The following is a 21213-nucleotide window of genomic DNA, read 5'->3' as shown; positions in this document are numbered from 1 at the left end:
GTTCACGTAGATCCACTGTGGGAGCGGGCTTGCTCGCGATGGGAGCGGCGCGGTTCATCAGTTAACCAGGATCGCTGCCATCGCGAGCAAGCCCGCTCCCACCCAAGCCGGTGGGAGCTGAACGGGTGTTTAGTGCTGCAGGATCTTGGCGAGGAAGTGCTGGGCACGCTCGGAGCGGGCCGATACATCACCGAAAAACTCTTCTTTCTCACAGTCTTCGACGATTTTGCCCTGATCCATAAAGATCACCCGGTTGGCGACCTTGCGGGCAAAACCCATTTCGTGGGTCACGCACATCATGGTCATGCCTTCGTTGGCCAACTGCACCATGACATCGAGCACTTCGTTGACCATTTCCGGGTCAAGGGCCGAGGTCGGTTCATCAAACAGCATGACGATCGGGTCCATGGCCAGGGCGCGGGCAATCGCCACACGTTGTTGTTGCCCGCCGGAAAGCTGGCCGGGGTGCTTGTGGGCATGGGCCGACAGGCCGACGCGTTCCAGAAGCTCAAGGCCTTTTTTGGTGGCTTCAGCCTTGCTGCGGCCCAATACCTTGACCTGGGCAATGGTCAGGTTTTCGGTGATGGTCATGTGCGGGAACAGTTCGAAGTGCTGGAACACCATGCCAACCCGCGAACGCAGCTTCGGCAGGTTGGTCTTCGGGTCGGCAATGGAGGTGCCGTCAACCACGATGTCGCCTTTCTGGAACGGTTCAAGGGCGTTGACGCACTTGATCAGGGTCGACTTGCCCGAGCCCGACGGGCCACAGACAACGACCACTTCGCCTTTTTTGACTTCAGTACTGCAATCGGTCAGTACCTGGAAGTCCCCGTACCACTTGTTGATGTTCTTGATCGAGATCATACGGCAAACCTTTTTTGCAGACGCTTGACCAGCAGCGAGGCGGAAAAGCTGATGATGAAATACACCAGACCGGCGAAGATCAGGAACTCATTGGAGCGGCCGATGATGTCGCCACTGGAACGCGAGGCATTGAGGAAATCCACCAGGCCAACCGTGTAGACCAGAGAGGTGTCCTGGAACAGGATAATGCTCTGTTGCAGCAGCAGCGGGGTCATTTTACGAAAGGCCTGGGGCAGGATGATCAGGCGCATGGCCTGGCCGTAGCTCATGCCCAGGGCCTTGGCTGCACCCATTTGCCCCTTGGGGATGGCCTGCACGCCTGCTCGCACGATTTCGCAGAAGTAGGCTGCTTCGAACATGACGAAGGCTACCAGGCACGACTCGAACGCCCCGATCGGGGTGTCCTTGCCGGTGATCCAGCGCAGCACGAACGGCACCGCCAGGTAGAACCAGGTAATCACCAGCAGCAGCGGGATGGAGCGGAAGTAGTTCACGTAAGCGCCGGCCAGATTGGCCATCCACTTGCTTGACGATAAACGCATCAGGGCCAGCACGGTGCCCAGGGCCACACCACCGACAACGCCCATGACCATCAGCTTGAGGGTCATGATCATGCCGTTCCACAGGCCCGGCAGGGCGGGGACAATCCCGCTGAAATCGAAGAAGTCCATTATTTGCCCCCCAGAGACATGAGACCGGGTACGGCTACTTTTTTCTCGATCAGGCGCATCAACAGCATCAGGCTCATGTTCAGGGTGAAGTAGATCAACGTGGCCAGGGTGAAGGCTTCAAACAGGTTGGCGGAAAACTCGGCCGTCTGTTTGGTTTGTGCCAGCAGTTCCATCAAACCGATCAGCGAGGCCACGGACGAGTTCTTGAACACGTTGAGGAATTCGGAGGTGAGCGGTGGAATGATGATTCGGTAGGCCTGTGGCAGCAGCACGTTCCAGTAGATCTGCGCCATGCTGAAACCCATGGCGCGGGCCGCTGCTTCCTGGCCCCGTGGCAGGGCTTCGATACCGGTACGTACCTGTTCGCAAACACGTGCGGCGGTAAACAGGCCCAGACACACGACAACGCTCAGATAAGCCGAAGTGGTCGGGTTGAGGTCCTGCTTGTACCATTCCTGCAGGTTGGGCGGCAGTAGATCGGGCACCAGGAAGTACCAGATAAACAGCTGCACCAGCAGCGGAACGTTACGGAAGATTTCTACGTATACCGTGGCAATGCCCGCGATAAAGCGGTTCGGCAGGGTGCGCATCACGCCCAGCAGCGAACCCAGGATCAGCGCGACAATCCAGGCGACAACAGCGATAGCGATGGTCCAGCCCAGGCCGGAAATAAACCAGTCGAGATATGTCTCGCTGCCTACGCCGGTGGACTTGAAGAACACGCTCCAGTCCCAATTGTAATTCATGCAGGGTCTCCCCTCAGATGGGTCTATAAACAAGCACTTGCTTCAGGGAATCCGTTCTCACCCGGCAGGGTCGCCGGGCACACTTAGCCCGCTCGATAACCGGCGGGTCGAGTGCTCTCTAATGCAATAAGAAGCTTAGTCCAAAGGTGGTCGACACCCCCGGGCGCAATGGCTTGCGCCCGGGGGGTTCAGCCGGCTGAAATCAGGATTTCTTTTCTTCAGCCGGTTTGTCGTCTGCTGCCTTGTCGGTAGGGGTGGCAATCAACGCTTTGAGCTCATCGCTCATCGGGAACATCAGGTTCAGGCCTTTTGGTGGAATCGGCGACTCGAACCAGGTTTTGTAGGTGTCGTTGATCTTGCCCGACTTGTAGTAGGCAACGATGGCGTCATCCACGGCCTTTTTGAATTCCGGATCGCCTTTACGCAGCATGCAGCCGTAGATTTCGTAAGACTGTGGAGTGCCGGTCACGGCCCAGTCTGTAGGCTTCTTGGCTTTGGCCATTTCACCGGCCAGCAGGGCGTCGTCCATCATGAAAGCAACAGCACGGCCCGACTCCAGCATGTTGAAGGCTTCGCCGTGGTCTTTTGCCGAGATCACGTTCATGCCCATCTGCTTGTCGGCGTTCATCGCCTTGAGGATGCGCTCGGAGGTGGTACCAGCAGTGGTCACGACGTTTTTGCCTTTCAGGTCAGCGAAGTCCTTGTAAGGCGAGTCCTTTTTGGACAGCAGGCGCGTACCGATTTCGAAGATGCCGACCGAGAAGTCGACTTGCTGTTGGCGTTCAACGTTGTTGGTGGTGGAACCACACTCAACGTCAACGGTGCCGTTCTGCACCAGCGGGATACGGGTCTGGGAGGTAACGAGGTTGTACTTGACCTTCAGGTCCGGCATGTCGAGCTGTTTTTTCAGCCCTTCAACGATAGCCAGTTGCACATCATGGGAGTAGCCAACCGGTTTGCCGGAAGCGTCCGCGATGTAGGAGAACGGAATGGAGGAGTCACGATGCCCAAGGGTGATGGTGCCGGATTCTTTGATTTTCTTCAGTGTGCCGGTCAATTCGGCTGCAAAAACTGGAGTGCTAATCAGAGCTGCAGCAATTGCTGCGCCCAAAAGTTGCGGAACGATGCGCATCGATGTTTCCTCGACATTGTTTTTTTTATTGAGCCCGTTTGCAGGCCCTTTTTTACTCAGAACGTCTCAACAGGCTAAACGCTCTGTTTAAGCATTCGGCTTAGAGTGTAGAGCATGAGTCGTGCCAGCCCTGGCATTAAAGTCTAACCTGCTGATTTATAACGAATTAAAGTTTTATGTCGGGACTTCGGTGGCATGCAGATGCCCGGAAAGCCGAATCATTGGGGGGGAGTGCGTTCGGAAAACCGAATGAAAGGCAGGCAGTGCGGGGGGGGAGGAGCGAAGGCCCGTGCAAGCGGACTCGCTCCCACGGGCCATCTAAACGCGGATTAAGCGGCCTGAACCTTGCGGTGTTTCAGGCCAAGGGTGGTCATGTACTGGCTCAGGTGGGCCTGTTCCTCGGCCGTGGTGAACAACCCAAGCTTGGTGCGGCGCCACAGGATGTCCTGTGCCTCCAGTGCCCATTCCTGGTTGCACAGGTAATCAACCTCACGGCTGTAAAGGCCGCTGCCGATATGCTCGCCCATGTCGCCCAGGCCTTGTGCACCTTCGAGCAAGCTCCAGGAGCGGTTGCCATAGGTGATTGCCCAGCGCTTGGCAATTGCGGCATCCAGCCAGCTGTATTTGCTGACCAGGGCCTCGCTCAGGGCTTTTGGCGTGGTCATGCCTTCGCCGCCGGGTAATGTCGCGCTGGCGGTCCAGCTCGGCTTGATCTGGGTGAAGTAGGGTGTCAGCTGTGCCATGGCCGATTCGGCCAGCTTGCGATAGGTGGTCAGTTTGCCGCCAAATACCGATAGAAGCGGGGCTTCGCCCGCTGCGCCAGACAATGCCAGGGTGTAGTCGCGGGTCACGGCCGAAGGGTTGTCGGACTCGTCATTGCACAGCGGGCGCACGCCGGAGTAGGTGCGCAGAATGTCGCTGCGGCTCACTTGCTGCTTGAAGTGGGCGTTGACCACATTAAGCAGGTAGTCGGTTTCTTCTTCGGTAATGCTGACCTTGGCCGGATCGCCGGTGTATTCGCGGTCAGTGGTGCCGATGATGGTGAACTGGTCCATGTACGGAATGGTGAACACAATCCGCTGGTCTTCGTTCTGCAGGATGAAGGCATTTGGCGCGTCATACAGCTTGGGCACAATCAGGTGGCTACCCTGGATCAGGCGGATGCCGTAAGGCGAGTCCAGCTTGAGGTCGTCCTTGATGAATTTGGCGACCCAGGGGCCGGCGGCATTGACCAGGGCCTTGCTGCGGATCGAAAACAGGCTGCCATCTGCACGTTCCAGGTTCAACTCCCACAAACCCTTGTTACGGCGCGCGCCGACGCAACGGGTCTGGGTGTGAACATGGGCGCCTTTTTCCCGCGCGGCCATGGCGTTGAGCACTACCAGGCGCGCGTCATCGACCCAGCAATCGGAGTATTCAAAACCTTTGGTGATTTCTGCTTTAAGGGGGCTGTTGGCACCGAACTTGAGGCTGGTTGAACCAGCCAGCTTTTCACGCTTGCCCAAATGGTCATACAGGAACAGGCCGGCACGGATCATCCACGCCGGGCGCAGGTGCGGTCGGTGCGGCAATACGAAACGCATCGGTTTAACGATATGCGGGGCTTTGGCCAGCAGCACTTCGCGTTCGGCCAGCGCTTCGCGCACCAGGCGGAACTCGTAATGTTCGAGGTAGCGCAGGCCACCGTGGATCAGCTTGCTGCTGGCAGAGGACGTGTGGCTGGCCAGATCGTCCTTTTCGCAAAGGAACACCGAGAGGCCGCGCCCGGCTGCATCTGCCGCAATCCCGACACCATTGATTCCACCACCAATAACGGCGACGTCGTAAACCTCAGCGAGGGGAGTGGCAGGCAAGGTGGTCAGGGGCATGGGTTGGCCTCGCGTTCTTTACGCATATTTGAATTCGAACATTAATGTTCATTTGCGAAAATATTAGCGGATAAAGGCGCGGGCAGCCAGCACCCTTCGATTGAAAAAACTCATCGAAGGGCGTCGAAAGGAAGAATTTCGAACATTTTAGTGTAGGGCAATGATTCTGCGGGAGCAGGCATTGCTCGCAATGCAGGCGCTGCGGCTCACCTGTCAGGTTGCGGTGATGCCATCGCGAGCAAGCCCGCCCCACAGCATCTGAACCCGCATCACTATCTGAGTGTGGTTAAACCACTTCCAGACGAATTTTGTTCTGGGCCAGCAGTTGCGCCAGCTCCGGCACGGGCGGCTGGTCGGTGACCAGGCAATCGATCAAGGTGATCGGGCCCAAGCGGACCATTGCATTGCGGCCGAACTTGCTGGAGTCCGCTGCCAGGATAGTTTGTCGGGCATTGGCGATAATCGCCTGGGATACGCGTACTTCCTGATAGTCAAAGTCCAGCAAGCTGCCGTCAGAATCGATACCGCTGATACCAACCAAGGCGAAGTCGAACTTGAACTGGTTGATAAAGTCGACGCTGGCCTGACCGACGATGCCACCATCGCGGCGCACATTGCCGCCGGCGATCAGTACTTCGAAGTCGTCTTTTGCGCTCAGGATCGACGCAACATGCAGGTTGTTGGTGATGATTTTCAGGTGATTGTGGTTGAGCAGCGCCCGGGCAATCGACTCGGTGGTGGTGCCGATATTGATGAAAATCGAGGCGTGATCGGGAATCTGGGCGGCAATGGCTTCGCCAATGCGGCGCTTTTCATCGCGCATCTGGTCGGCCCGCATGGCGTAGGCGGTGTTCTCTACACTGGAGTCATAGGCGGCGCCACCGTGGTAGCGGCGCAACAGGTCGGCTTCTGCCAACTGGTTGATGTCACGGCGAATGGTCTGCGGCGTGACGACGAACAACTGAGCCATTTCCTCGATGCTGACATAACCGCGCTCGCGTACGAGTTCGAGGATCTGCTGTTGGCGTGGAGGCAGATTCATGGAGTTTCCTTTGGGCGGCGAAGCAAATTCACCCATGATGCCGCAGGAAAGCGTCGTCTGCTACTCGCAGGTGCCTCAAGCAACTGCGGGCGCCATAGGCGCCCGCAGATGTCATTGCCCGTACTTAGTTGCTTTCTTCGTGAGGTTCCCAGTCGCGGGTACGGCTTACGGCTTTTTTCCAGCCGGCATAGAGCTTCTCTTTGCAGCTTTCGTCCAGTGCAGGTTCGAACTCGCGCTCGATCACCGCCTTGCCGCGCAGTTCATCCAGGCTGCCCCAGAAGCCGCAAGCCAGACCCGCCAGGTAGGCAGCGCCCAAGGCCGTGGTTTCACGCATTTGCGGGCGTTCAACCTGGGTGCCGAGGATGTCGGCCTGAAACTGCATCAGGAAGTTGTTGGCTACGGCACCACCGTCTACACGCAGGGCTTTGAGGCGTTCGCCGGAGTCCTGTTGCATGGCGTCCAGTACGTCCCGTGTCTGGTAGGCAATCGACTCCAGCGCAGCACGAATGATGTGGTCTACGCGTACGCCGCGAGTAAGGCCGAACAGTGCGCCACGGGCATACGGGTCCCAGTAGGGGGCACCGAGGCCGGTGAAGGCAGGCACCAGATACACGCCATTGCTGTCTTTGACTTTATTGGCGAAGTATTCGGTGTCGTGGGCGTCGTTGATGATCTTCAGTTCGTCACGCAGCCATTGCACGGTGGAGCCACCGTTGAACACGGCGCCTTCCAGGGCGTAGGCCACTTCGCCGCGGGGGCCGCAGGCGATGGTGGTCAGCATGCCGTGGGTCGACTTCACGGCGTTGGCGCCGGTGTTCATCAGCAGGAAGCAGCCGGTGCCGTAGGTGTTCTTGGCCTGGCCGGGCTCGACGCACATCTGGCCAAACAGCGCGGCCTGTTGGTCGCCGGCAATGCCGCCGATGGCGATACCGCTTTTGGTGCGGCCGTAGATCTCTGAAGACGACTTCACTTCAGGCAACATTTCGCGCGGGATATCCAGCACCTCCAGCATCTTGGCATCCCACTCCAGAGTGTGGATGTTAAAGAGCATGGTGCGCGAGGCGTTGGTGTAATCGGTAACGTGGGTTTTGCCGCCGGTAAATTTCCAGATCAGCCAGCTGTCGATGGTGCCAAACAGCAGTTCGCCTTTGCGCGCCCGTTCGCGGCTGCCTTCGACGTTGTCGAGGATCCACTTCAGTTTGGTGCCGGAGAAGTACGGGTCGGTCACCAGGCCGGTGGTGTCGCTGATGTATTGCTCGTGACCGTCGCGTTTGAGCTGCTCGCAGATCTCGGTGCTGCGACGGCATTGCCAGACGATGGCGTTGTAGATCGGGCGGCCGCTTTCTTTGTCCCAGACCACCGTGGTTTCGCGCTGGTTGGTAATGCCGATGGCGGCAACCTGGTCATGATGCAGGCCGGCCTGGGCCAGGGCCTCAACCATCACGGCGCTCTGGGTGGCAAAAATCTCCATCGGGTCGTGTTCGACCCAGCCCGGTTGCGGGTAATGCTGTTGGAACTCACGTTGTGCTGTGCACACCACGTTGGCGTCACGATCGAAGATGATCGCTCGCGAACTGGTGGTGCCTTGGTCCAGCGCAATGATGTAGTTCTTATTCTGAGTGTCGGTCATTTGTTAGTGCCTTGCAGAATGAGGGAGGTTGCGGGCGCGAGACAGGTAACGGGCAGTAGGTCTCGTGCGCCCCGTTTCATCAGTCGGTATCAGGATGCCTGAGTCTTTGCAGGCGCAGCGGCTTGGGTAACCGCATCTGCCGGGGCAATGTCAGGCAAGTGCCGGGCAATCATCCCGCGATAAATGGCAGCGCCCAGACAGGCACCTACGATGGGTGCAAAAATGGGAATCAGGAAATACGGGATATCGCGCCCGCCGGTGAACGAGACGTCCCCCCAGCCAGCGAAGAAAGTCATCAGCTTGGGCCCGAAATCACGCGCAGGGTTCATCGCAAAACCGGTCAATGGGCCCATCGAGCTGCCAATGACGGCGATCAGCAAGCCGATCAGCAGGGGGGCCAATGGGCCACGGGGCAAGCCGTTTTTGTCGTCGGTCAGGGCCATGATTACGCCCATAAGGATAGCGGTTATCACAAGCTCGACGAGGAAGGCCTGCAGCGTTGTCAGCGAAGGGTGCGGGTAGGTCGAGAATACCGAGGCCAATTCCAGGCTGGCCTGGCTGCCACGTACCATCTGGTGGGCTTGTTCGTAATCGAAGAACAGGTTGCTGTAGAGCGTGTAAACCAACGCCGCTGCGCAAAAGGCCCCTGCGATCTGGGCGAGGATATAGAAAGGCAGTTTACGTTTTTCAAAATCGGTGAACAGGCACAGCGCAATGCTGACCGCCGGGTTCAGGTGTGCGCCGGAAACGCCCGCTGTCAGATAAATCGCCATGCTGACGCCAATGCCCCAGATGATGCTGATTTCCCATAGGCCAAAACTTGCGCCCGCGACCTTGAGAGCCGCAACACAGCCGGTACCGAAGAATATCAAAAGTGCGGTGCCGAGAAACTCGGCCAGGCACTGGCCTGAAAGTGTGGGGTGCTGCGATGCAGTCGACATGTAAAACCTCGTTATTGTTGTTTTTTGACGTCGTCAATCAGGGTGGCAGTGCGCCTGAGCCTGGACCGGGAACTGCGTATTTGTGTTTTACGCTGTCAGGCTGAGTCGTGTGAGTATATTCAGATTCGAAAAAATATAGACAAGAAACACTGCTGTCAAAGGTCGAAAGTGAACGGGTATTCACATTCTGACTTCAGATGAGTGCTTTGGTATTGGTTTTTATGTAAACAAAGACTACGAATTGAGAGGGGTAAAGGTAACTTTTTAGCTACATGCTGGGTCTGTAACCTCGGTTTCAGCGCCTTTTTACGGGGTAATAGCCTAAAATCGGCCATCGTATTTCTTTCTCCTCTGCAAAACTGGAGCTGTCATGACGCCTGCACTGGACCTGCTGAAAAAAGTTCGCGCCGAACATCGGGTACACAGCTATGAACACGACCCCAAGGCGGCATCCTACGGCCTGGAGGCCGCAGAAAAGCTTGGCCTGGAGCCTGCGCAAGTGTTCAAGACGCTGTTGGCCAGCAGTGAAAAGGGCGAGTTGCTGGTTGCCGTCGTACCGGTCGTCGGAAGTCTTGATTTGAAAGCGCTGGCTCAGGCAGCGGGGGTGAAGAAAGTCGAAATGGCGGACCCGGCGGCGGCTCAGCGCTCCACAGGTTATCTGCTTGGCGGGATCAGCCCGTTGGGGCAAAAGAAGCGCCTGCGTACTTTTATTGATAAAAGTGCCGAGGGTTTTTCGACTATTTTTGTCAGCGCCGGACGACGCGGGCTGGAGGTGGAACTGGCGCCTGCGGTGCTGGCAGAGCACACGCAAGCGAAGTTCGCAGAAGTAGGCAGGGCGTAAGCGCTGCCACAGGTTTTTAGTGCGCTGTGCTGAAACGCCTTACACCTGATTCGGATTGCGGGATTTGCGCCGCTATGCTGCCGCTGGTTTGAAACATCACCAGGTGTTCGGCGGCAACGCGAATGCCCACTTCAGCGCCAGGCAAGTGGTCGGCATGACTCGGGAAGATCGACTCCAGCTGGCTGCCTGTCGGCAGTTGCAGGCGATAAAGGGTCGATGCGCCGAGGAATGTCTTGCCGATGATCCGCGCCTTCAAATCGCTGTCCGGTGCGTAGACGATATCGTCCGGGCGCAGCAATACATCCACTGCACCGCCCGTTGGCCAGGTATACGCACGGTTGCCACGCAAGACACCCAGCTCGGTTTGTACCGATTCAGGTGTCAGCAACTGGCCGCGAATAAAGTATCCCTGACCGATAAAGCTCGCCACAAAGGGCGTCTGAGGTTCGTGGTAGAGGTTGTAAGGGGTGTCCCACTGTTCAAGGCGGCCTTCCTTGAACACGCCAACATGATCGCTGACAGCGAAGGCTTCTTCCTGATCGTGTGTCACCAAAATCGCACTTGTGCCACGGGCTTTCAGGATATCGCGCACTTCGTGGCTGAGCTTGCGGCGCAGCTCGCCATCCAGGTTGGAGAATGGCTCATCCAGCAACAGCAGTTGCGGCTCGGGTGCCAGGGCGCGGGCCAGGGCAACGCGTTGCTGCTGACCACCTGATAACTCGTGCGCAAAGCGTTTGCCCAGGTTTTTAAGGTTGACCAGCTCAAGCAGCTCTTCGGTCACACGGTCTTTGTTCGGGTGCTTGCGAATGCCGAAGGCAATGTTGTCGGCCACGCTCAGGTGCGGGAACAGAGCGTAGTCCTGAAACACCATACCAATACGACGTTTCTCGGGTGCCAAGGTGAAGCCGGCGCTGGAGATCACTTCGCCTGCCAGCCTGATTTCACCCTGGTGTACCGGTTCGAACCCGGCAATAGCACGCAATGTCGTGGTTTTGCCGCACCCCGAAGAGCCCAGCAAGCAGCCGATATCACCGGCATTGAGATGCAGGTTGAGGTTTTGCACCACGCTCTGGCCCTGATACCCACAGGCCAGATCACGAAGGTTTAGCAATAGCGGCTGACTCATGCGGATTGGTACGCCGGTTGGACAAGGAATTCGAGCAGCGCTTTTTGCGCATGCAGGCGGTTTTCGGCCTGATCCCAGGCCACGGAGCGAGGGTCGTCCAGCAGGTCGACGCTGATCTCTTCGCCGCGATGAGCAGGCAGGCAGTGCATGAACAGCACGTCATCGGCCGCCAGGTCGAGCAGGGCACGGTTGACCTGATACGGGGCAAACAGTTCGAGGCGCTTGGCCGTTTCGTCTTCCTGACCCATTGATGTCCATACGTCGGTGCTCACCAGGTGGGCGCCAATCACGGCATCACGCGGGTCGCGAACGATGGTAACGCGTTCGCCTGCCAGCGCCACGAACTCGGGGTTGGGCTCATAGCCTTCGGGGCAGGCAACACGCAGGTTGAAGTCAAACTGGATGGCCGCTTCTATATAGCTGTTGCACATGTTGTTGCCGTCACCAATCCAGGCCACGGTCTTGCCCTTGATCGATCCGCGATGCTCAAGAAAGGTCTGCATGTCAGCCAGCAGCTGGCATGGGTGCAGGTCGTCCGACAGGCCATTGATAACCGGTACGCGGGAATTGGCCGCAAACTCGGTCAGGGTGCTGTGGGCGAAGGTGCGGATCATGACGGCGTCAAGCATGCGTGACATGACGATGGCGCAGTCGCCTATCGGTTCGCCACGACCCAGTTGGGTATCTCGTGGTGACAGAAAAATGGCCTGGCCACCGAGCTGGATCATGCCAGCTTCAAATGACAGGCGGGTGCGGGTCGATGATTTTTCGAAAATCATGCCCAGTACGCGACCTTTCAAGGGTTCGAACAGAACGCTGCGCTGGCGCAGGTCCTTAAGCTCGATGCCGCGGCGAATCACGCTGACTAGCTCTTCGGGAGTGCAATCCATCAGGGAGAGAAAGTGCCTTGCGCTCATCATTAACTACCTTTTTTTGCAACGATCGCAGATGCTCAAGGCCGGGGTTTTCGGAAAAACGGGCGAGACCTGCGGCGAAAGCCGCACGGGGCGACGAAATAGGGGAAGGCGCGATCTTATAAGGAAATGTCGCGTCTTGCCAATAAGGGTCATATGTATAGAGGTTTGAGCGGGTCTTGCGCTGCATGAGCCACATCAGGCGGTTTGCCTCACCTCAGCTGCCCATTTGTACACTGCCGTGGCGTAGCTTGGCAATTGCGAGGGGGGGCGAGGTCGTCGTATTTGTCATCGCTGGCGAGGAGCGACGGCTGCGATGGCGTTGTCAGCATTCCTGTCATGAGGCGGGGTTTAACTGCTCGCAGCCATCGTTTCTCGGCAGGGACAACAAGCTTTGTGGAGGGAGCAGGGGCATACTATTGTCTGTCGGGGAGACCGAGCGTCGCGCTCGGCTTTCCGTTACAATGCGCCACCGTGCCGACATCTGCGTCGGAAAGTTCAGCCGAGGTGCTCCATGGATATCATCGAAACTATTAAAGACCAGATTGCCAACAACACCATTCTGCTCTACATGAAAGGCTCCCCGAATGCCCCGCAGTGCGGCTTTTCGGCTAAAGCTGCTCAGGCAGTCATGGGGTGTGGCGAGAAGTTCGCTTACGTGGACATCCTCCAGAATCCTGAAATTCGTGCCAATCTGCCAAAGTACGCCAACTGGCCAACTTTCCCGCAATTGTGGGTAGGTGGCGAGCTGGTTGGCGGTAGCGACATCATGGCTGAAATGGCCGCTGATGGTTCTTTGCAGGCTTTGATCAAAGAAGCTGTCGAGAAAGCCGCAGCAAACAAGACTGAAGCCTGATATCAGTCGCGTCGTGACAGTTGTTTTGTCGCACGCATAAAAAAGCCCCGCCTCTGTGATAAACAAGGCGGGGCTTTTTAATGGGTGTTAGTTACTCACCCATTTGCGATTGCAGGTAATTCTCAATACCCACTTTGTCGATCAGGCCCAACTGAGTTTCCAGCCAGTCGATATGTTCTTCTTCCGACTCAAGAATATCTTCGAGCATTTCCCGGCTGCCAAAGTCACCAACTACTTCACAATGGGCAATGGCGGCCTTGAGGTCGGCGTGGCCAGTCTTCTCGATGCGCAGGTCACACTCCAGCATTTCCTTGGTGTGCTCGCCGATATGCAGCTTGCCCAAGTCCTGTACGTTTGGCAGGCCTTCCAGGAACAGGATGCGTTTAATCAGTTTGTCCGCGTGTTTCATCTCGTCGATGGACTCGTGGTACTCATGCGCGCCCAACTTCTCCAGGCCCCAATCCTGATACATGCGTGCATGCAGGAAGTATTGGTTGATTGCGACCAGTTCGTTGCCGAGAATTTTGTTGAGGTGCTGAATAACCGAAATGTCGCCTTTCATGGCTGGGGTCTGCCTTAATTAACTGTATATAGGGCAGAGTTTGATCCGCACCTTGCAGACTGTCAAACCTAAGTATTTGAATAATAAATGAAAATTAATCGGAATAAGAATGTTTGTGTTCCGCGTCTTGGGCCTAAGCACTTGAATTCTGGGCATAAAAAAACCGGACGCTATGTCCGGTTCTTTGGAATTGGTTAATCAGGCGACTGAAAATTCTGCCGGGAAACTCATGACAGCCTGGCTGGCTTGCAGCGAGGAAAGGGTTTCGCGAACCACTTGCTTGGCCAGACAGGCACATTTGCCACATTGGCTGGCAACACCTGTCGCTTCACGCACTTCACGGTAACTGCAGCAACCGTCGTAGATTGCGTCGCGGATTTTTCCATCGGTGACGCCAGTGCAAAGGCAAACGTACATAAATAAGAACCATCGCTGGTTGGGATTCAATGCCAAGGATCTTAATGTTAACGAGAATGATTGTCAAAGTACCTTGAGTCTCAATTGAGGGTCTCAGGCACTGTGCTGACGAACGGTTCTTTTGAGCGCTTTCGGGCGGGTGAAAAAGGGTGCCTGCCAGTTCCGACGAGCGGTGTATGATGACCGGTCTTTTTACCCGGGAGCTGATTGCCTGGCGTCGTTTTCAACGGCTGCCCAATCAGGTTCTGTTTTTCACGCTGCACACCAGGAGATATCCAATGAGCGTACTCGTAGGCAAACAAGCCCCTGACTTCACCGTCGCCGCCGTACTTGGCACTGGCGAAATCGTTGACAGCTTCACGCTGTCCTCCGCCATCAAAGGCAAATATGGCCTGGTGTTCTTCTACCCACTGGACTTCACTTTCGTATGCCCGTCCGAGCTGATCGCACTGGATCACCGTATTCCTGAGTTCCAGGCGCGCAATGTTGAAGTGGTTGCGGTGTCCATTGACTCCCATTTCACCCACAACGCATGGCGCAACACGCCAGTGAACAATGGCGGCATCGGCCAGGTGAAATACACCATGGCTGCCGACATCAATCACGCCATCTGCAAGGCCTACGACGTTGAAACCGAAGGCGGCGTGGCTCTGCGCGGCGCGTTCCTGATCGACGACAAAGGCGTTGTGCGCTCGCAGATCGTCAACGACCTGCCACTGGGCCGCAACATGGACGAGCTGCTGCGTCTGGTTGACGCCCTGCAATTCCACGAAGAGCACGGCGAAGTTTGCCCGGCCAACTGGAAAAAAGGCGACAAGGGCATGACCGCTTCGACTGCAGGTGTTGCGGCTTACCTGACTGAAAATGCTGACCAGCTGTAATCGTCAGTTTCAGGCATAAAAAAACCGGACCCAGTGTCCGGTTTTTTTATGGTGCGCTGTAAGCCTTTACGACAGGATCAGTCGTTGAAGTCTTTCCAGCCGCCCATTTGTTTCCAGCTGTTTACGATGCCACAGAACAACTCGGCGGTTTTCTCGGTGTCGTAACGGGCCGAGTGTGCTTCACGCCCATCAAAGTCGATGTCGGCGGCCTGGCAGGCTTTTGCCAGGACGGTCTGGCCATAGGCCAGGCCAGCAAGGGTCGCGGTGTCAAAGCTCGAGAACGGGTGGAAAGGGTTGCGCTTCATGTCCAGGCGCGCGACAGCGGCGTTGAGGAAGCCCAGGTCGAAGCTGCTGTTATGCCCCACCAGAATGGCGCGTTTGCAGCCATTGGCCTTCAGGGCCTTGCGCACACCGCGGAAGATATCGGTCAGGGCTGTCTCTTCACTGACGGCCATGCGCAGTGGGTGATCGAGCTTGATACCGGTGAATTCCAGTGCAGCGGCTTCGATATTGGCGCCTTCAAACGGCTCGACACGGTGGAAATAGGTGTGTTCGGGGAACACAAAGCCTCTTTCGTCCATGCCGATCGTTACGGCAGCAATTTCCAGCAATGCATCAGTAGCACTGTTGAAACCGCCGGTTTCAACATCGATTACGACCGGCAGATAACCGCGAAAGCGCTCTGCCATCGGGTGGCGTGGACCGCCGCCATGGCCGCCTTCGTGTTCGTCATCATAATGGTCGTCACTCACAGCTGTTCCTCCAGCAGGCGCCAGCGCAGTGTTTCACCGGCGCGCAGCGGAATTACGGTCAGCTCGCCGAAAGGCAGGCTGGTTGGGGCGGTCCACTCCTGGCGAACCAGGGTGATCTGTTCGTTGCTGGCGGGCAAGCCGTAGAAGCGCGGGCCGTTAAGGCTGGCAAAGGCTTCCAGCTTGTCGAGCGCATTGCGCTGTTCGAACGCTTCGGCGTACATCTCGATGGCCGCATAGGCGGTATAACACCCGGCGCAACCGCACGCCGCTTCCTTGGCGTGCTGGGCGTGAGGTGCCGAGTCAGTGCCCAGGAAAAACTTCTCGCTGCCGCTGGTGGCCGCATCCAGCAGGGCTTCCTGATGGGTGTTGCGCTTGAGGATCGGCAGGCAATAAAAGTGCGGGCGAATGCCGCCAACCAGCATGTGATTGCGGTTGTACAGCAGGTGATGAGCGGTAATGGTTGCGCCGACGTTGGCCGAAGCCTCGTTGACGAACTGCACCGCGTCGGCGGTGGTGATGTGCTCAAACACGACTTTCAGCGTCGGGAAACGATCTACGACGCGGCGCATATGCTCGTCGATGAAGATCTTTTCGCGGTCAAACACGTCTACGCCGGCTCGGGTGACTTCACCGTGGATCAGCAAAGGCATGCCGACTTCGGCCATGACTTCCAGAACCGGGAAGATCGCGTCGATACTGGTTACACCGGAGTCGGAGTTGGTCGTTGCCCCGGCCGGATACAGCTTGGCTGCATGGACGAATCCGCTGGCCTTGGCCGTGCGAATGTCTTCTGGCTGGGTACGATCGGTGAGGTACAGCACCATCAGCGGCTCGAAGCGGCTGCCAGCGGGGCGTGCAGCCAGGATGCGCTGGCGATAGGCGTCGGCCTCGGCGGCATTGCGCACCGGGGGTACCAGGTTGGGCATGATGATGGCGCGGCCAAAAGTGCGCGCTACATCCGCGACAGTGTGAGGCAACACAGCACCATCGCGAAGATGTATATGCCAGTCGTCGGGACGCAGCAGGGTCAGGCGGTCAGACATTGGGGATTCCAGGCGGGTCGAACTGAGGTGAATGCTACCGGAAAAGACTCTGGCAGGCACTCGCTATCAAGTTTTGTGATTGCTGACCGATATCTGATGAGCATGCCGTAAATCTGTGGCCTGTTTTTTTGCCGTACAAGCCTGTGGAGCCTCCCGTGCGCCAGCGTTATTTCATCCTGCTCAGTATGTTTGCCAGCCTGCCAGCCATGGCTCTGACTTTTCAGACGCGGCTGGAGAATATCGAGTGGAAAGTGGAAGGTGACAAATTCGAATGCCGTCTGATTCAGCCGATTACCGATTTTGGTTCGGGTGCTTTTGTAAGGCGTGCAGGAGAACAGGCTGTATTTCGTCTTAATGCTTACAACTCAATGTTGGGCGAGGGCTCTGCCAAGCTGTTGGCCGCCGCTGCGCCCTGGCAACCGGGCCGTGGTGATATTGACCTGGGCTCGGTGCGTATTGGCCGTGGGCAGGTGCTTTTCAACAGTTCCCAGGCGCAGGCCGCCAACTTGTTTCGAGGCTTGATTGAGGGGCGCAGCCCCTTGATAAGGCATTATTCTCGTGAGGGCAATGTCTCGGAAGTACGCCTGCTCCCTGTCAGGTTTCGCCAGGCTTACGGCGACTACGAGGCCTGTACCGCAAAGCTTTTACCGAAAAACTTTGAGCAGGTCAGACAAAGCCAGATCGGTTTCCCTGGCGGGGGGACCGAACTGGACGCGGTGGCCCGGGTCAACTTGCAAGTCATGGTCGAATACTTGAAGGCAGACCCTACAGTCAATCACGTCATCCTCGACGGTTATTCCGATAATCAGGGCAATCGCTTGACCAATCGTGAGCTGTCGCGGCGCCGGGCATTGGCGGTAATGGAGTATTTCAAGCAGAACGGCCTGCAGGAGTCGCAGATCACGGTGCGATTCCATGGTGAGCAATACCCCTTGGCGGCGAATACCAGTCGGGTAAACCGGGCGAAAAATCGCCGGGTAAGCGTCCGCCTGGAACGGCTCCCTGTGCCTGAAAAAGCTGCGCCATCTGTAGGTCCCAGCAATCCAGCGGCTATTTCCTGAAGCAACGGTCTCGTCGCGTCTTTGATATAAACTGTCGCTTTGTCGTCTTAAGCTGTCGCGCCTCTGTAAATTCATAGCTGTGGGCGGTAGACTGTTCGGCTTTTCGAACAACCCGTGGAGTGATGGCATGGCGGACGTAAACAAGGTCGTTCTGGCTTATTCGGGCGGCCTGGACACTTCGGTGATCCTGAAGTGGCTGCAGGATACTTATAACTGTGAAGTCGTAACCTTTACCGCTGACCTGGGTCAGGGTGAAGAGGTCGAACCTGCACGTGCCAAGGCGCAAGCCATGGGCGTCAAGGAAATCTACATTGATGACCTGCGCGAAGAGTTTGTTCGTGACTTCGTTTTCCCGATGTTCCGCGCCAACACCGTTTACGAAGGCGAGTACCTGCTGGGTACTTCCATTGCTCGTCCGCTGATTGCCAAACGCCTGATTGAAATCGCCAATGAAACGGGCGCCGATGCCATTTCCCACGGTGCAACGGGTAAAGGTAACGACCAGGTTCGCTTTGAACTGGGTGCCTATGCCTTGAAGCCAGGGGTGAAGGTTATTGCTCCTTGGCGTGAGTGGGACTTGCTCTCCCGTGAAAAGCTGATGGATTACGCTGAAAAGCATGCAATCCCGATCGAGCGTCACGGCAAGAAAAAATCCCCGTACTCGATGGATGCCAACTTGCTGCATATCTCCTACGAAGGTGGTGTGCTCGAAGATACCTGGACTGAGCACGAAGAAGACATGTGGAAGTGGACCGTCTCTCCGGAGAACGCTCCTGACAAGCCGCAGTACCTGGAACTGACCTACCGTAATGGCGACATCGTTGCGCTGGACGGTGTTGAGATGACACCTGCGACTGTTCTGGCAACGTTGAACCGCATTGGTGGCGAACACGGTATCGGCCGTCTGGATATCGTCGAAAACCGTTATGTTGGCATGAAGTCCCGTGGTTGCTATGAAACCCCGGGCGGCACCATCATGTTGCGTGCTCACCGCGCCATTGAGTCGATTACTCTGGATCGTGAAGTCGCTCACTTGAAAGACGAGTTGATGCCAAAGTACGCCAGCCTGATCTACACCGGCTACTGGTGGAGCCCTGAGCGCATCATGCTGCAACAGATGATTGATGCTTCGCAGGTTCACGTTAACGGTGTTGTTCGCCTCAAGCTGTACAAAGGCAACGTGATTGTTACCGGTCGCAAGTCTGACGAGTCGTTGTTTGATGCCAACATCGCAACCTTTGAAGAGGATGGCGGTGCTTACAATCAGGCCGATGCTGCCGGCTTCATCAAGTTGAATGCATTGCGCATGCGTATTGCTGCAAATAAAGGGCGCAAGTTGTTCTGATACAGCTCGCCTGGTAAAGCCCCAGCCAATTGGCTGGGGCTTTTTTTTGCCTGCAATTCAGGTATTTGTTTGGGGGCGGGGTGAGTTAAGCAGGGTGAATCTGTGTGCGTCGGTGTTGTAGCTGATAATGGTTGTATGGTTGATGGATGACGTATGTTTGAAGTTGTCGATGGCCCGTCGAATAGTTTCCTGAGGAATACTGGAGTGCTGGTTGGTAAGCAGTAGCAGTACAGCATGTCTGGGGGGCGTGTTTTTATATTTGCGGGTTGCTTTGTAATAGATATGTAATACCTCTTCGGCAGTGCCTTTATGAGGGGAGAGCAAGTGCAGGTAGTTCAGGTCCATAAGATAGAGTGTTTTTAACTCTGAGCCCTCTCTCCATGCATGACTCTTGGCAAAGAATGTTGCGTGCGCTCTTTCGGGGGGTGGAAACGGGGGAGGGTCTACGTGGTGGACTCTTTGGCCTTGAAGGAAGATGTTATGGGGTCTGTATAAGCTGTACGGGGAGCCTGAAGGGCAGGCGGGTATAAATAGTTGTGCGGATGTACTTGTGCTTGCAAATGAATTGCCTTGCTTCAGGCAAGGGCCAGTCGGCTGAGAGAACCCTTCCGGAGTATTCTCGGCTTTGGATAAGTCAGCGGGGGTATAAAGTGTTTTGTTATTGAAGTTTAAGGTCAGGAAAAACAACGTGATCAGAAGTGATGGGAACACAATCAGGAACCATACGTATATTTTTTGATGCTCACTGTCGATATAAGGGAGAGAGACTGCAGCGGACGCTTCCGTCAGCATTGAAAAAACAGCGATAACGGTAAGTGGGTGGTTGATTTTTATGGTGTTTTTTATCATGAAAGTGCCTTTTGGTAAAAGTCGGAATGATAAGGAAGAAGGCGCTTCTTGGCGGTGTATGGCCAGCTTGGAGTATCTGTGCAGGGTCAATGTAAGTCGGGTGATTGGTTCAGCGCTTTCTTCAGGGAGTTGCTAGCGTTTTTTAAAATTAGTCGTGTTTTTTTTAAGGCGCAAATCAATTGCATGAGATTGTGTCGCGCCCGGCTGGCGGAATTTATCGATTTCTTGAATAAGAGGTTTGTTTTTGTAGGGGGGCTGTCGTTATCAGATCGGACCTTGTTAAAGGGCGTTAAGTGTTTTTTGTAAAGGGTGTAAGGTTTTTAGTCAGTGACTGATTTGAATGATAAGTCTGAGAGGGAGTTGTAGGTGGATGAACGTATCTATCGAATATTTATTTTTATCTTGGTTGGGTTTGCCTGGGCGAACGTCTTGCCGTTATTTTAGCGTGATTTAATGCTTTAGGTGTTTTCCTAATGATTTGTAGTCCGATTCTGTAAGCATGAAATTGTAATATTTTCCCTTGGAAAAATAGTAGATTTAATTTGAATGAACATTGAGATTTGTCACTGTGTTTTTTGTGGTTTTTAATGGGGGTGGGGCATTTTATTTGGGCGGCAGGCCATGGGGGTGGGGTATGTAGTTGAGTTGTCAGGCTGTTTGGTCAGATTTTTGAATGTGTTTTATATCTGGTTTTTTGAATGTGTCTTAAGTGGGTACGATTTCGTTATCTGTGTGAAAGTGTTGCAGTTCTATGTTGGGTTTTTATTTTAATTCTCGGCGCTTTCTTGAGTTTCGGTCTTCCCATGTCTGGCAGCTTGTGACGAAAGTGTGTGGGGGGCGTTTCAATGGGCGATATCTGTAGGGTTGATCTCCAATATTTGTAGGAAATGTCTTTGGTTGTTGATGCTTGAGGGGGTGCTATGCCCAGTTTGTTGCGACTAGGCTATGGTGCTGGTTCTGAAAATTCGAACAGCGATAAATTGGAATGGCCCATGAATAAAGTGCTGATCGTGGATGATCATCCTGTAATTCGTCTTGCTGTGCGTATGCTCATGGAACGACATGGCTACGAGGTTATTGCAGAGACGGATAATGGTGTGGATGCTTTGCAGCTTACGCGTGAATATGCGCCTGATATCGTAATTCTGGATATTGGAATACCTAGGCTTGACGGGCTTGAAGTTATAGCGCGGTTGTCCACACCGGCAGTGCCTATCAAGGTGCTGGTGTTGACTTCACAAGCCCCGGGTCACTTTTCCATGCGTTGCATGCAAGCCGGTGCAGCCGGTTATGTATGCAAGCAGCAGGACTTGACTGAACTGTTGAGTGCAATCAAGGCCGTACTGTCTGGCTACAGTTATTTCCCGAATCAAGCCTTGCACTCAGTACGTTCAAGCTTGGGGAATGCCAGTGAGGCAGATATGGTCAATCGCCTTTCTGGGCGAGAAATGATGGTGTTGCAGCAGTTGGCACGTGGAAAGAGTAACAAGGAAATTGCGGATGGCATGTTTTTGAGCAATAAAACGGTGAGCACCTACAAAACGCGCCTTTTATTGAAGCTTAATGCCCGTTCACTTGTAGATTTGATTGAGCTGGCACAGCGCAATGGCCTGGTGTGAAGAGAGGGGCTTGAAGATGTAATACCCCAAGCCCCCTGAGCAAAAGCCTCCAC

At 55.5% G+C, this 21213-nt stretch carries 21 protein-coding genes; 6 read left to right on the top strand and 15 right to left on the bottom strand.

What is annotated here, in order from left to right; genetic code table 11:
• Nucleotides 1-129: 129 nt before the first annotated feature.
• From EQV96_RS11340 to EQV96_RS11305, 8 genes are all read right to left on the bottom strand, one after another.
• Nucleotides 130-864, bottom strand: coding sequence for an amino acid ABC transporter ATP-binding protein (locus tag EQV96_RS11340; protein ID WP_016779681.1), 735 nt, complete (start codon nt 862-864; stop codon nt 130-132).
• Nucleotides 861-1535 (bottom strand): ABC transporter permease subunit, encoded by a 675-nt coding sequence (locus EQV96_RS11335; RefSeq protein WP_019823564.1) that lies wholly within the window; start codon nt 1533-1535, stop codon nt 861-863. The genes EQV96_RS11340 and EQV96_RS11335 overlap by 4 nt, the downstream gene beginning before the upstream one ends.
• On the bottom strand, nt 1535-2281 hold the full coding sequence (locus tag EQV96_RS11330; protein WP_016779683.1) for an amino acid ABC transporter permease: 747 nt from the start codon (nt 2279-2281) through the stop codon (nt 1535-1537). Before EQV96_RS11330 ends, EQV96_RS11335 begins: the two co-directional genes overlap by 1 nt.
• Before the next feature lie 202 nt (nt 2282-2483).
• On the bottom strand, nt 2484-3413 hold the full coding sequence (locus EQV96_RS11325; protein ID WP_095001409.1) for a glutamate/aspartate ABC transporter substrate-binding protein: 930 nt from the start codon (nt 3411-3413) through the stop codon (nt 2484-2486).
• A gap of 329 nt (nt 3414-3742) precedes the next feature.
• Nucleotides 3743-5281 (bottom strand): glycerol-3-phosphate dehydrogenase, encoded by a 1539-nt coding sequence (glpD, locus tag EQV96_RS11320; RefSeq protein WP_240882031.1) that lies wholly within the window; start codon nt 5279-5281, stop codon nt 3743-3745.
• 286 nt (nt 5282-5567) lie between these two features.
• Nucleotides 5568-6323 (bottom strand): DeoR family transcriptional regulator, encoded by a 756-nt coding sequence (locus tag EQV96_RS11315; RefSeq protein ID WP_019823558.1) that lies wholly within the window; start codon nt 6321-6323, stop codon nt 5568-5570.
• Between the two features lie 124 nt (nt 6324-6447).
• Nucleotides 6448-7953, bottom strand: a complete 1506-nt coding sequence (gene glpK, locus EQV96_RS11310; protein WP_095001407.1) for a glycerol kinase GlpK — start codon at nt 7951-7953, stop codon at nt 6448-6450.
• Nucleotides 7954-8042: 89 nt separating this feature from the next.
• Nucleotides 8043-8894, bottom strand: coding sequence for an MIP/aquaporin family protein (locus EQV96_RS11305; RefSeq protein WP_095001406.1), 852 nt, complete (start codon nt 8892-8894; stop codon nt 8043-8045).
• A 370-nt stretch (nt 8895-9264) separates the two neighbouring features.
• Here EQV96_RS11305 and ybaK point away from each other — a divergent pair, with 370 nt between their 5' ends.
• Entirely contained in the window at nt 9265-9735 is a 471-nt protein-coding gene (ybaK, locus tag EQV96_RS11300) for a Cys-tRNA(Pro) deacylase (protein WP_095001405.1), read from the top strand.
• A 16-nt stretch (nt 9736-9751) separates the two neighbouring features.
• On the opposite strand, the gene EQV96_RS11295 is transcribed toward ybaK, so the two are convergent.
• Entirely contained in the window at nt 9752-10861 is a 1110-nt protein-coding gene (locus tag EQV96_RS11295; protein WP_095001404.1) for an ABC transporter ATP-binding protein, read from the bottom strand.
• Nucleotides 10858-11778 carry an ornithine carbamoyltransferase gene (argF, locus tag EQV96_RS11290; protein ID WP_095019465.1) on the bottom strand — a complete coding sequence of 307 codons (921 nt, stop codon included), beginning with the start codon at nt 11776-11778 and terminating at the stop codon, nt 10858-10860. Before argF ends, EQV96_RS11295 begins: the two co-directional genes overlap by 4 nt.
• Before the next feature lie 511 nt (nt 11779-12289).
• Here argF and grxD point away from each other — a divergent pair.
• Nucleotides 12290-12631, top strand: coding sequence for a Grx4 family monothiol glutaredoxin (grxD, locus tag EQV96_RS11285; protein ID WP_016779691.1), 342 nt, complete (start codon nt 12290-12292; stop codon nt 12629-12631).
• A gap of 91 nt (nt 12632-12722) precedes the next feature.
• Here the strand turns inward: grxD and bfr are convergent, their stop codons facing one another.
• A complete protein-coding gene (gene bfr, locus EQV96_RS11280; RefSeq protein WP_016779692.1) occupies nt 12723-13193 on the bottom strand; it encodes a bacterioferritin in 471 nt (156 codons plus the stop codon).
• A 198-nt stretch (nt 13194-13391) separates the two neighbouring features.
• Complete coding sequence (locus EQV96_RS11275) at nt 13392-13610, bottom strand: bacterioferritin-associated ferredoxin (RefSeq protein WP_016779693.1); 219 nt, start codon at nt 13608-13610, stop codon at nt 13392-13394.
• A gap of 278 nt (nt 13611-13888) precedes the next feature.
• Between EQV96_RS11275 and EQV96_RS11270 the strand changes: the two genes are divergently transcribed.
• On the top strand, nt 13889-14491 hold the full coding sequence (locus EQV96_RS11270) for a peroxiredoxin (RefSeq protein WP_095001402.1): 603 nt from the start codon (nt 13889-13891) through the stop codon (nt 14489-14491).
• A gap of 77 nt (nt 14492-14568) precedes the next feature.
• Here the strand turns inward: EQV96_RS11270 and rnt are convergent, their stop codons facing one another.
• Both rnt and pyrC read right to left on the bottom strand, forming a co-directional pair.
• Entirely contained in the window at nt 14569-15243 is a 675-nt protein-coding gene (gene rnt, locus EQV96_RS11265; protein ID WP_016779695.1) for a ribonuclease T, read from the bottom strand.
• Complete coding sequence (gene pyrC / locus EQV96_RS11260; protein WP_095001401.1) at nt 15240-16286, bottom strand: dihydroorotase; 1047 nt, start codon at nt 16284-16286, stop codon at nt 15240-15242. Before pyrC ends, rnt begins: the two co-directional genes overlap by 4 nt.
• Nucleotides 16287-16441: 155 nt before the next feature.
• Between pyrC and EQV96_RS11255 the strand changes: the two genes are divergently transcribed.
• Complete coding sequence (locus tag EQV96_RS11255) at nt 16442-17347, top strand: OmpA family protein (protein WP_095024200.1); 906 nt, start codon at nt 16442-16444, stop codon at nt 17345-17347.
• A gap of 127 nt (nt 17348-17474) precedes the next feature.
• Nucleotides 17475-18692 carry an argininosuccinate synthase gene (locus EQV96_RS11250; protein ID WP_016779698.1) on the top strand — a complete coding sequence of 406 codons (1218 nt, stop codon included), beginning with the start codon at nt 17475-17477 and terminating at the stop codon, nt 18690-18692.
• A 57-nt stretch (nt 18693-18749) separates the two neighbouring features.
• On the opposite strand, the gene EQV96_RS11245 is transcribed toward EQV96_RS11250, so the two are convergent.
• On the bottom strand, nt 18750-19541 hold the full coding sequence (locus EQV96_RS11245) for a hypothetical protein (protein ID WP_130871905.1): 792 nt from the start codon (nt 19539-19541) through the stop codon (nt 18750-18752).
• A 992-nt stretch (nt 19542-20533) separates the two neighbouring features.
• On the opposite strand from EQV96_RS11245, the gene EQV96_RS11240 reads away from it, so the two are divergent.
• The gene (locus EQV96_RS11240) at nt 20534-21160 is read left to right on the top strand and encodes a response regulator transcription factor (protein WP_095002959.1); all 627 of its coding nucleotides are present in this window, start codon (nt 20534-20536) and stop codon (nt 21158-21160) included.
• The last annotated feature ends 53 nt before the right edge of the window (nt 21161-21213 follow it).

It is taken from the genome of Pseudomonas sp. TMW22080 (genome assembly GCF_022496745.1).
In the GTDB taxonomy this organism is placed as follows: Bacteria; Pseudomonadota; Gammaproteobacteria; order Pseudomonadales; family Pseudomonadaceae; genus Aquipseudomonas; species Aquipseudomonas bubulae.
This window is presented reverse-complemented; position numbering and strand designations above follow the sequence as displayed.

What these genes read in the sequence shown, in the direction of transcription:
- EQV96_RS11340 (WP_016779681.1), bottom strand. Translation starts at nt 864, where the DNA reads ATGATCTCGATCAAGAACATCAACAAGTGGTACGGGGACTTCCAGGTA.
- EQV96_RS11335 (WP_019823564.1), bottom strand. Translation starts at nt 1,535, where the DNA reads ATGGACTTCTTCGATTTCAGCGGGATTGTCCCCGCCCTGCCGGGCCTG.
- EQV96_RS11330 (WP_016779683.1), bottom strand. Translation starts at nt 2,281, where the DNA reads ATGAATTACAATTGGGACTGGAGCGTGTTCTTCAAGTCCACCGGCGTA.
- EQV96_RS11325 (WP_095001409.1), bottom strand. Translation starts at nt 3,413, where the DNA reads ATGCGCATCGTTCCGCAACTTTTGGGCGCAGCAATTGCTGCAGCTCTG.
- glpD (WP_240882031.1), bottom strand. Translation starts at nt 5,281, where the DNA reads ATGCCCCTGACCACCTTGCCTGCCACTCCCCTCGCTGAGGTTTACGAC.
- EQV96_RS11315 (WP_019823558.1), bottom strand. Translation starts at nt 6,323, where the DNA reads ATGAATCTGCCTCCACGCCAACAGCAGATCCTCGAACTCGTACGCGAG.
- glpK (WP_095001407.1), bottom strand. Translation starts at nt 7,953, where the DNA reads ATGACCGACACTCAGAATAAGAACTACATCATTGCGCTGGACCAAGGC.
- EQV96_RS11305 (WP_095001406.1), bottom strand. Translation starts at nt 8,894, where the DNA reads ATGTCGACTGCATCGCAGCACCCCACACTTTCAGGCCAGTGCCTGGCC.
- ybaK (WP_095001405.1), top strand. Translation starts at nt 9,265, where the DNA reads ATGACGCCTGCACTGGACCTGCTGAAAAAAGTTCGCGCCGAACATCGG.
- EQV96_RS11295 (WP_095001404.1), bottom strand. Translation starts at nt 10,861, where the DNA reads ATGAGTCAGCCGCTATTGCTAAACCTTCGTGATCTGGCCTGTGGGTAT.
- argF (WP_095019465.1), bottom strand. Translation starts at nt 11,778, where the DNA reads ATGAGCGCAAGGCACTTTCTCTCCCTGATGGATTGCACTCCCGAAGAG.
- grxD (WP_016779691.1), top strand. Translation starts at nt 12,290, where the DNA reads ATGGATATCATCGAAACTATTAAAGACCAGATTGCCAACAACACCATT.
- bfr (WP_016779692.1), bottom strand. Translation starts at nt 13,193, where the DNA reads ATGAAAGGCGACATTTCGGTTATTCAGCACCTCAACAAAATTCTCGGC.
- EQV96_RS11275 (WP_016779693.1), bottom strand. Translation starts at nt 13,610, where the DNA reads ATGTACGTTTGCCTTTGCACTGGCGTCACCGATGGAAAAATCCGCGAC.
- EQV96_RS11270 (WP_095001402.1), top strand. Translation starts at nt 13,889, where the DNA reads ATGAGCGTACTCGTAGGCAAACAAGCCCCTGACTTCACCGTCGCCGCC.
- pyrC (WP_095001401.1), bottom strand. Translation starts at nt 16,286, where the DNA reads ATGTCTGACCGCCTGACCCTGCTGCGTCCCGACGACTGGCATATACAT.
- EQV96_RS11250 (WP_016779698.1), top strand. Translation starts at nt 17,475, where the DNA reads ATGGCGGACGTAAACAAGGTCGTTCTGGCTTATTCGGGCGGCCTGGAC.
- EQV96_RS11245 (WP_130871905.1), bottom strand. Translation starts at nt 19,541, where the DNA reads ATGATAAAAAACACCATAAAAATCAACCACCCACTTACCGTTATCGCT.
- EQV96_RS11240 (WP_095002959.1), top strand. Translation starts at nt 20,534, where the DNA reads ATGAATAAAGTGCTGATCGTGGATGATCATCCTGTAATTCGTCTTGCT.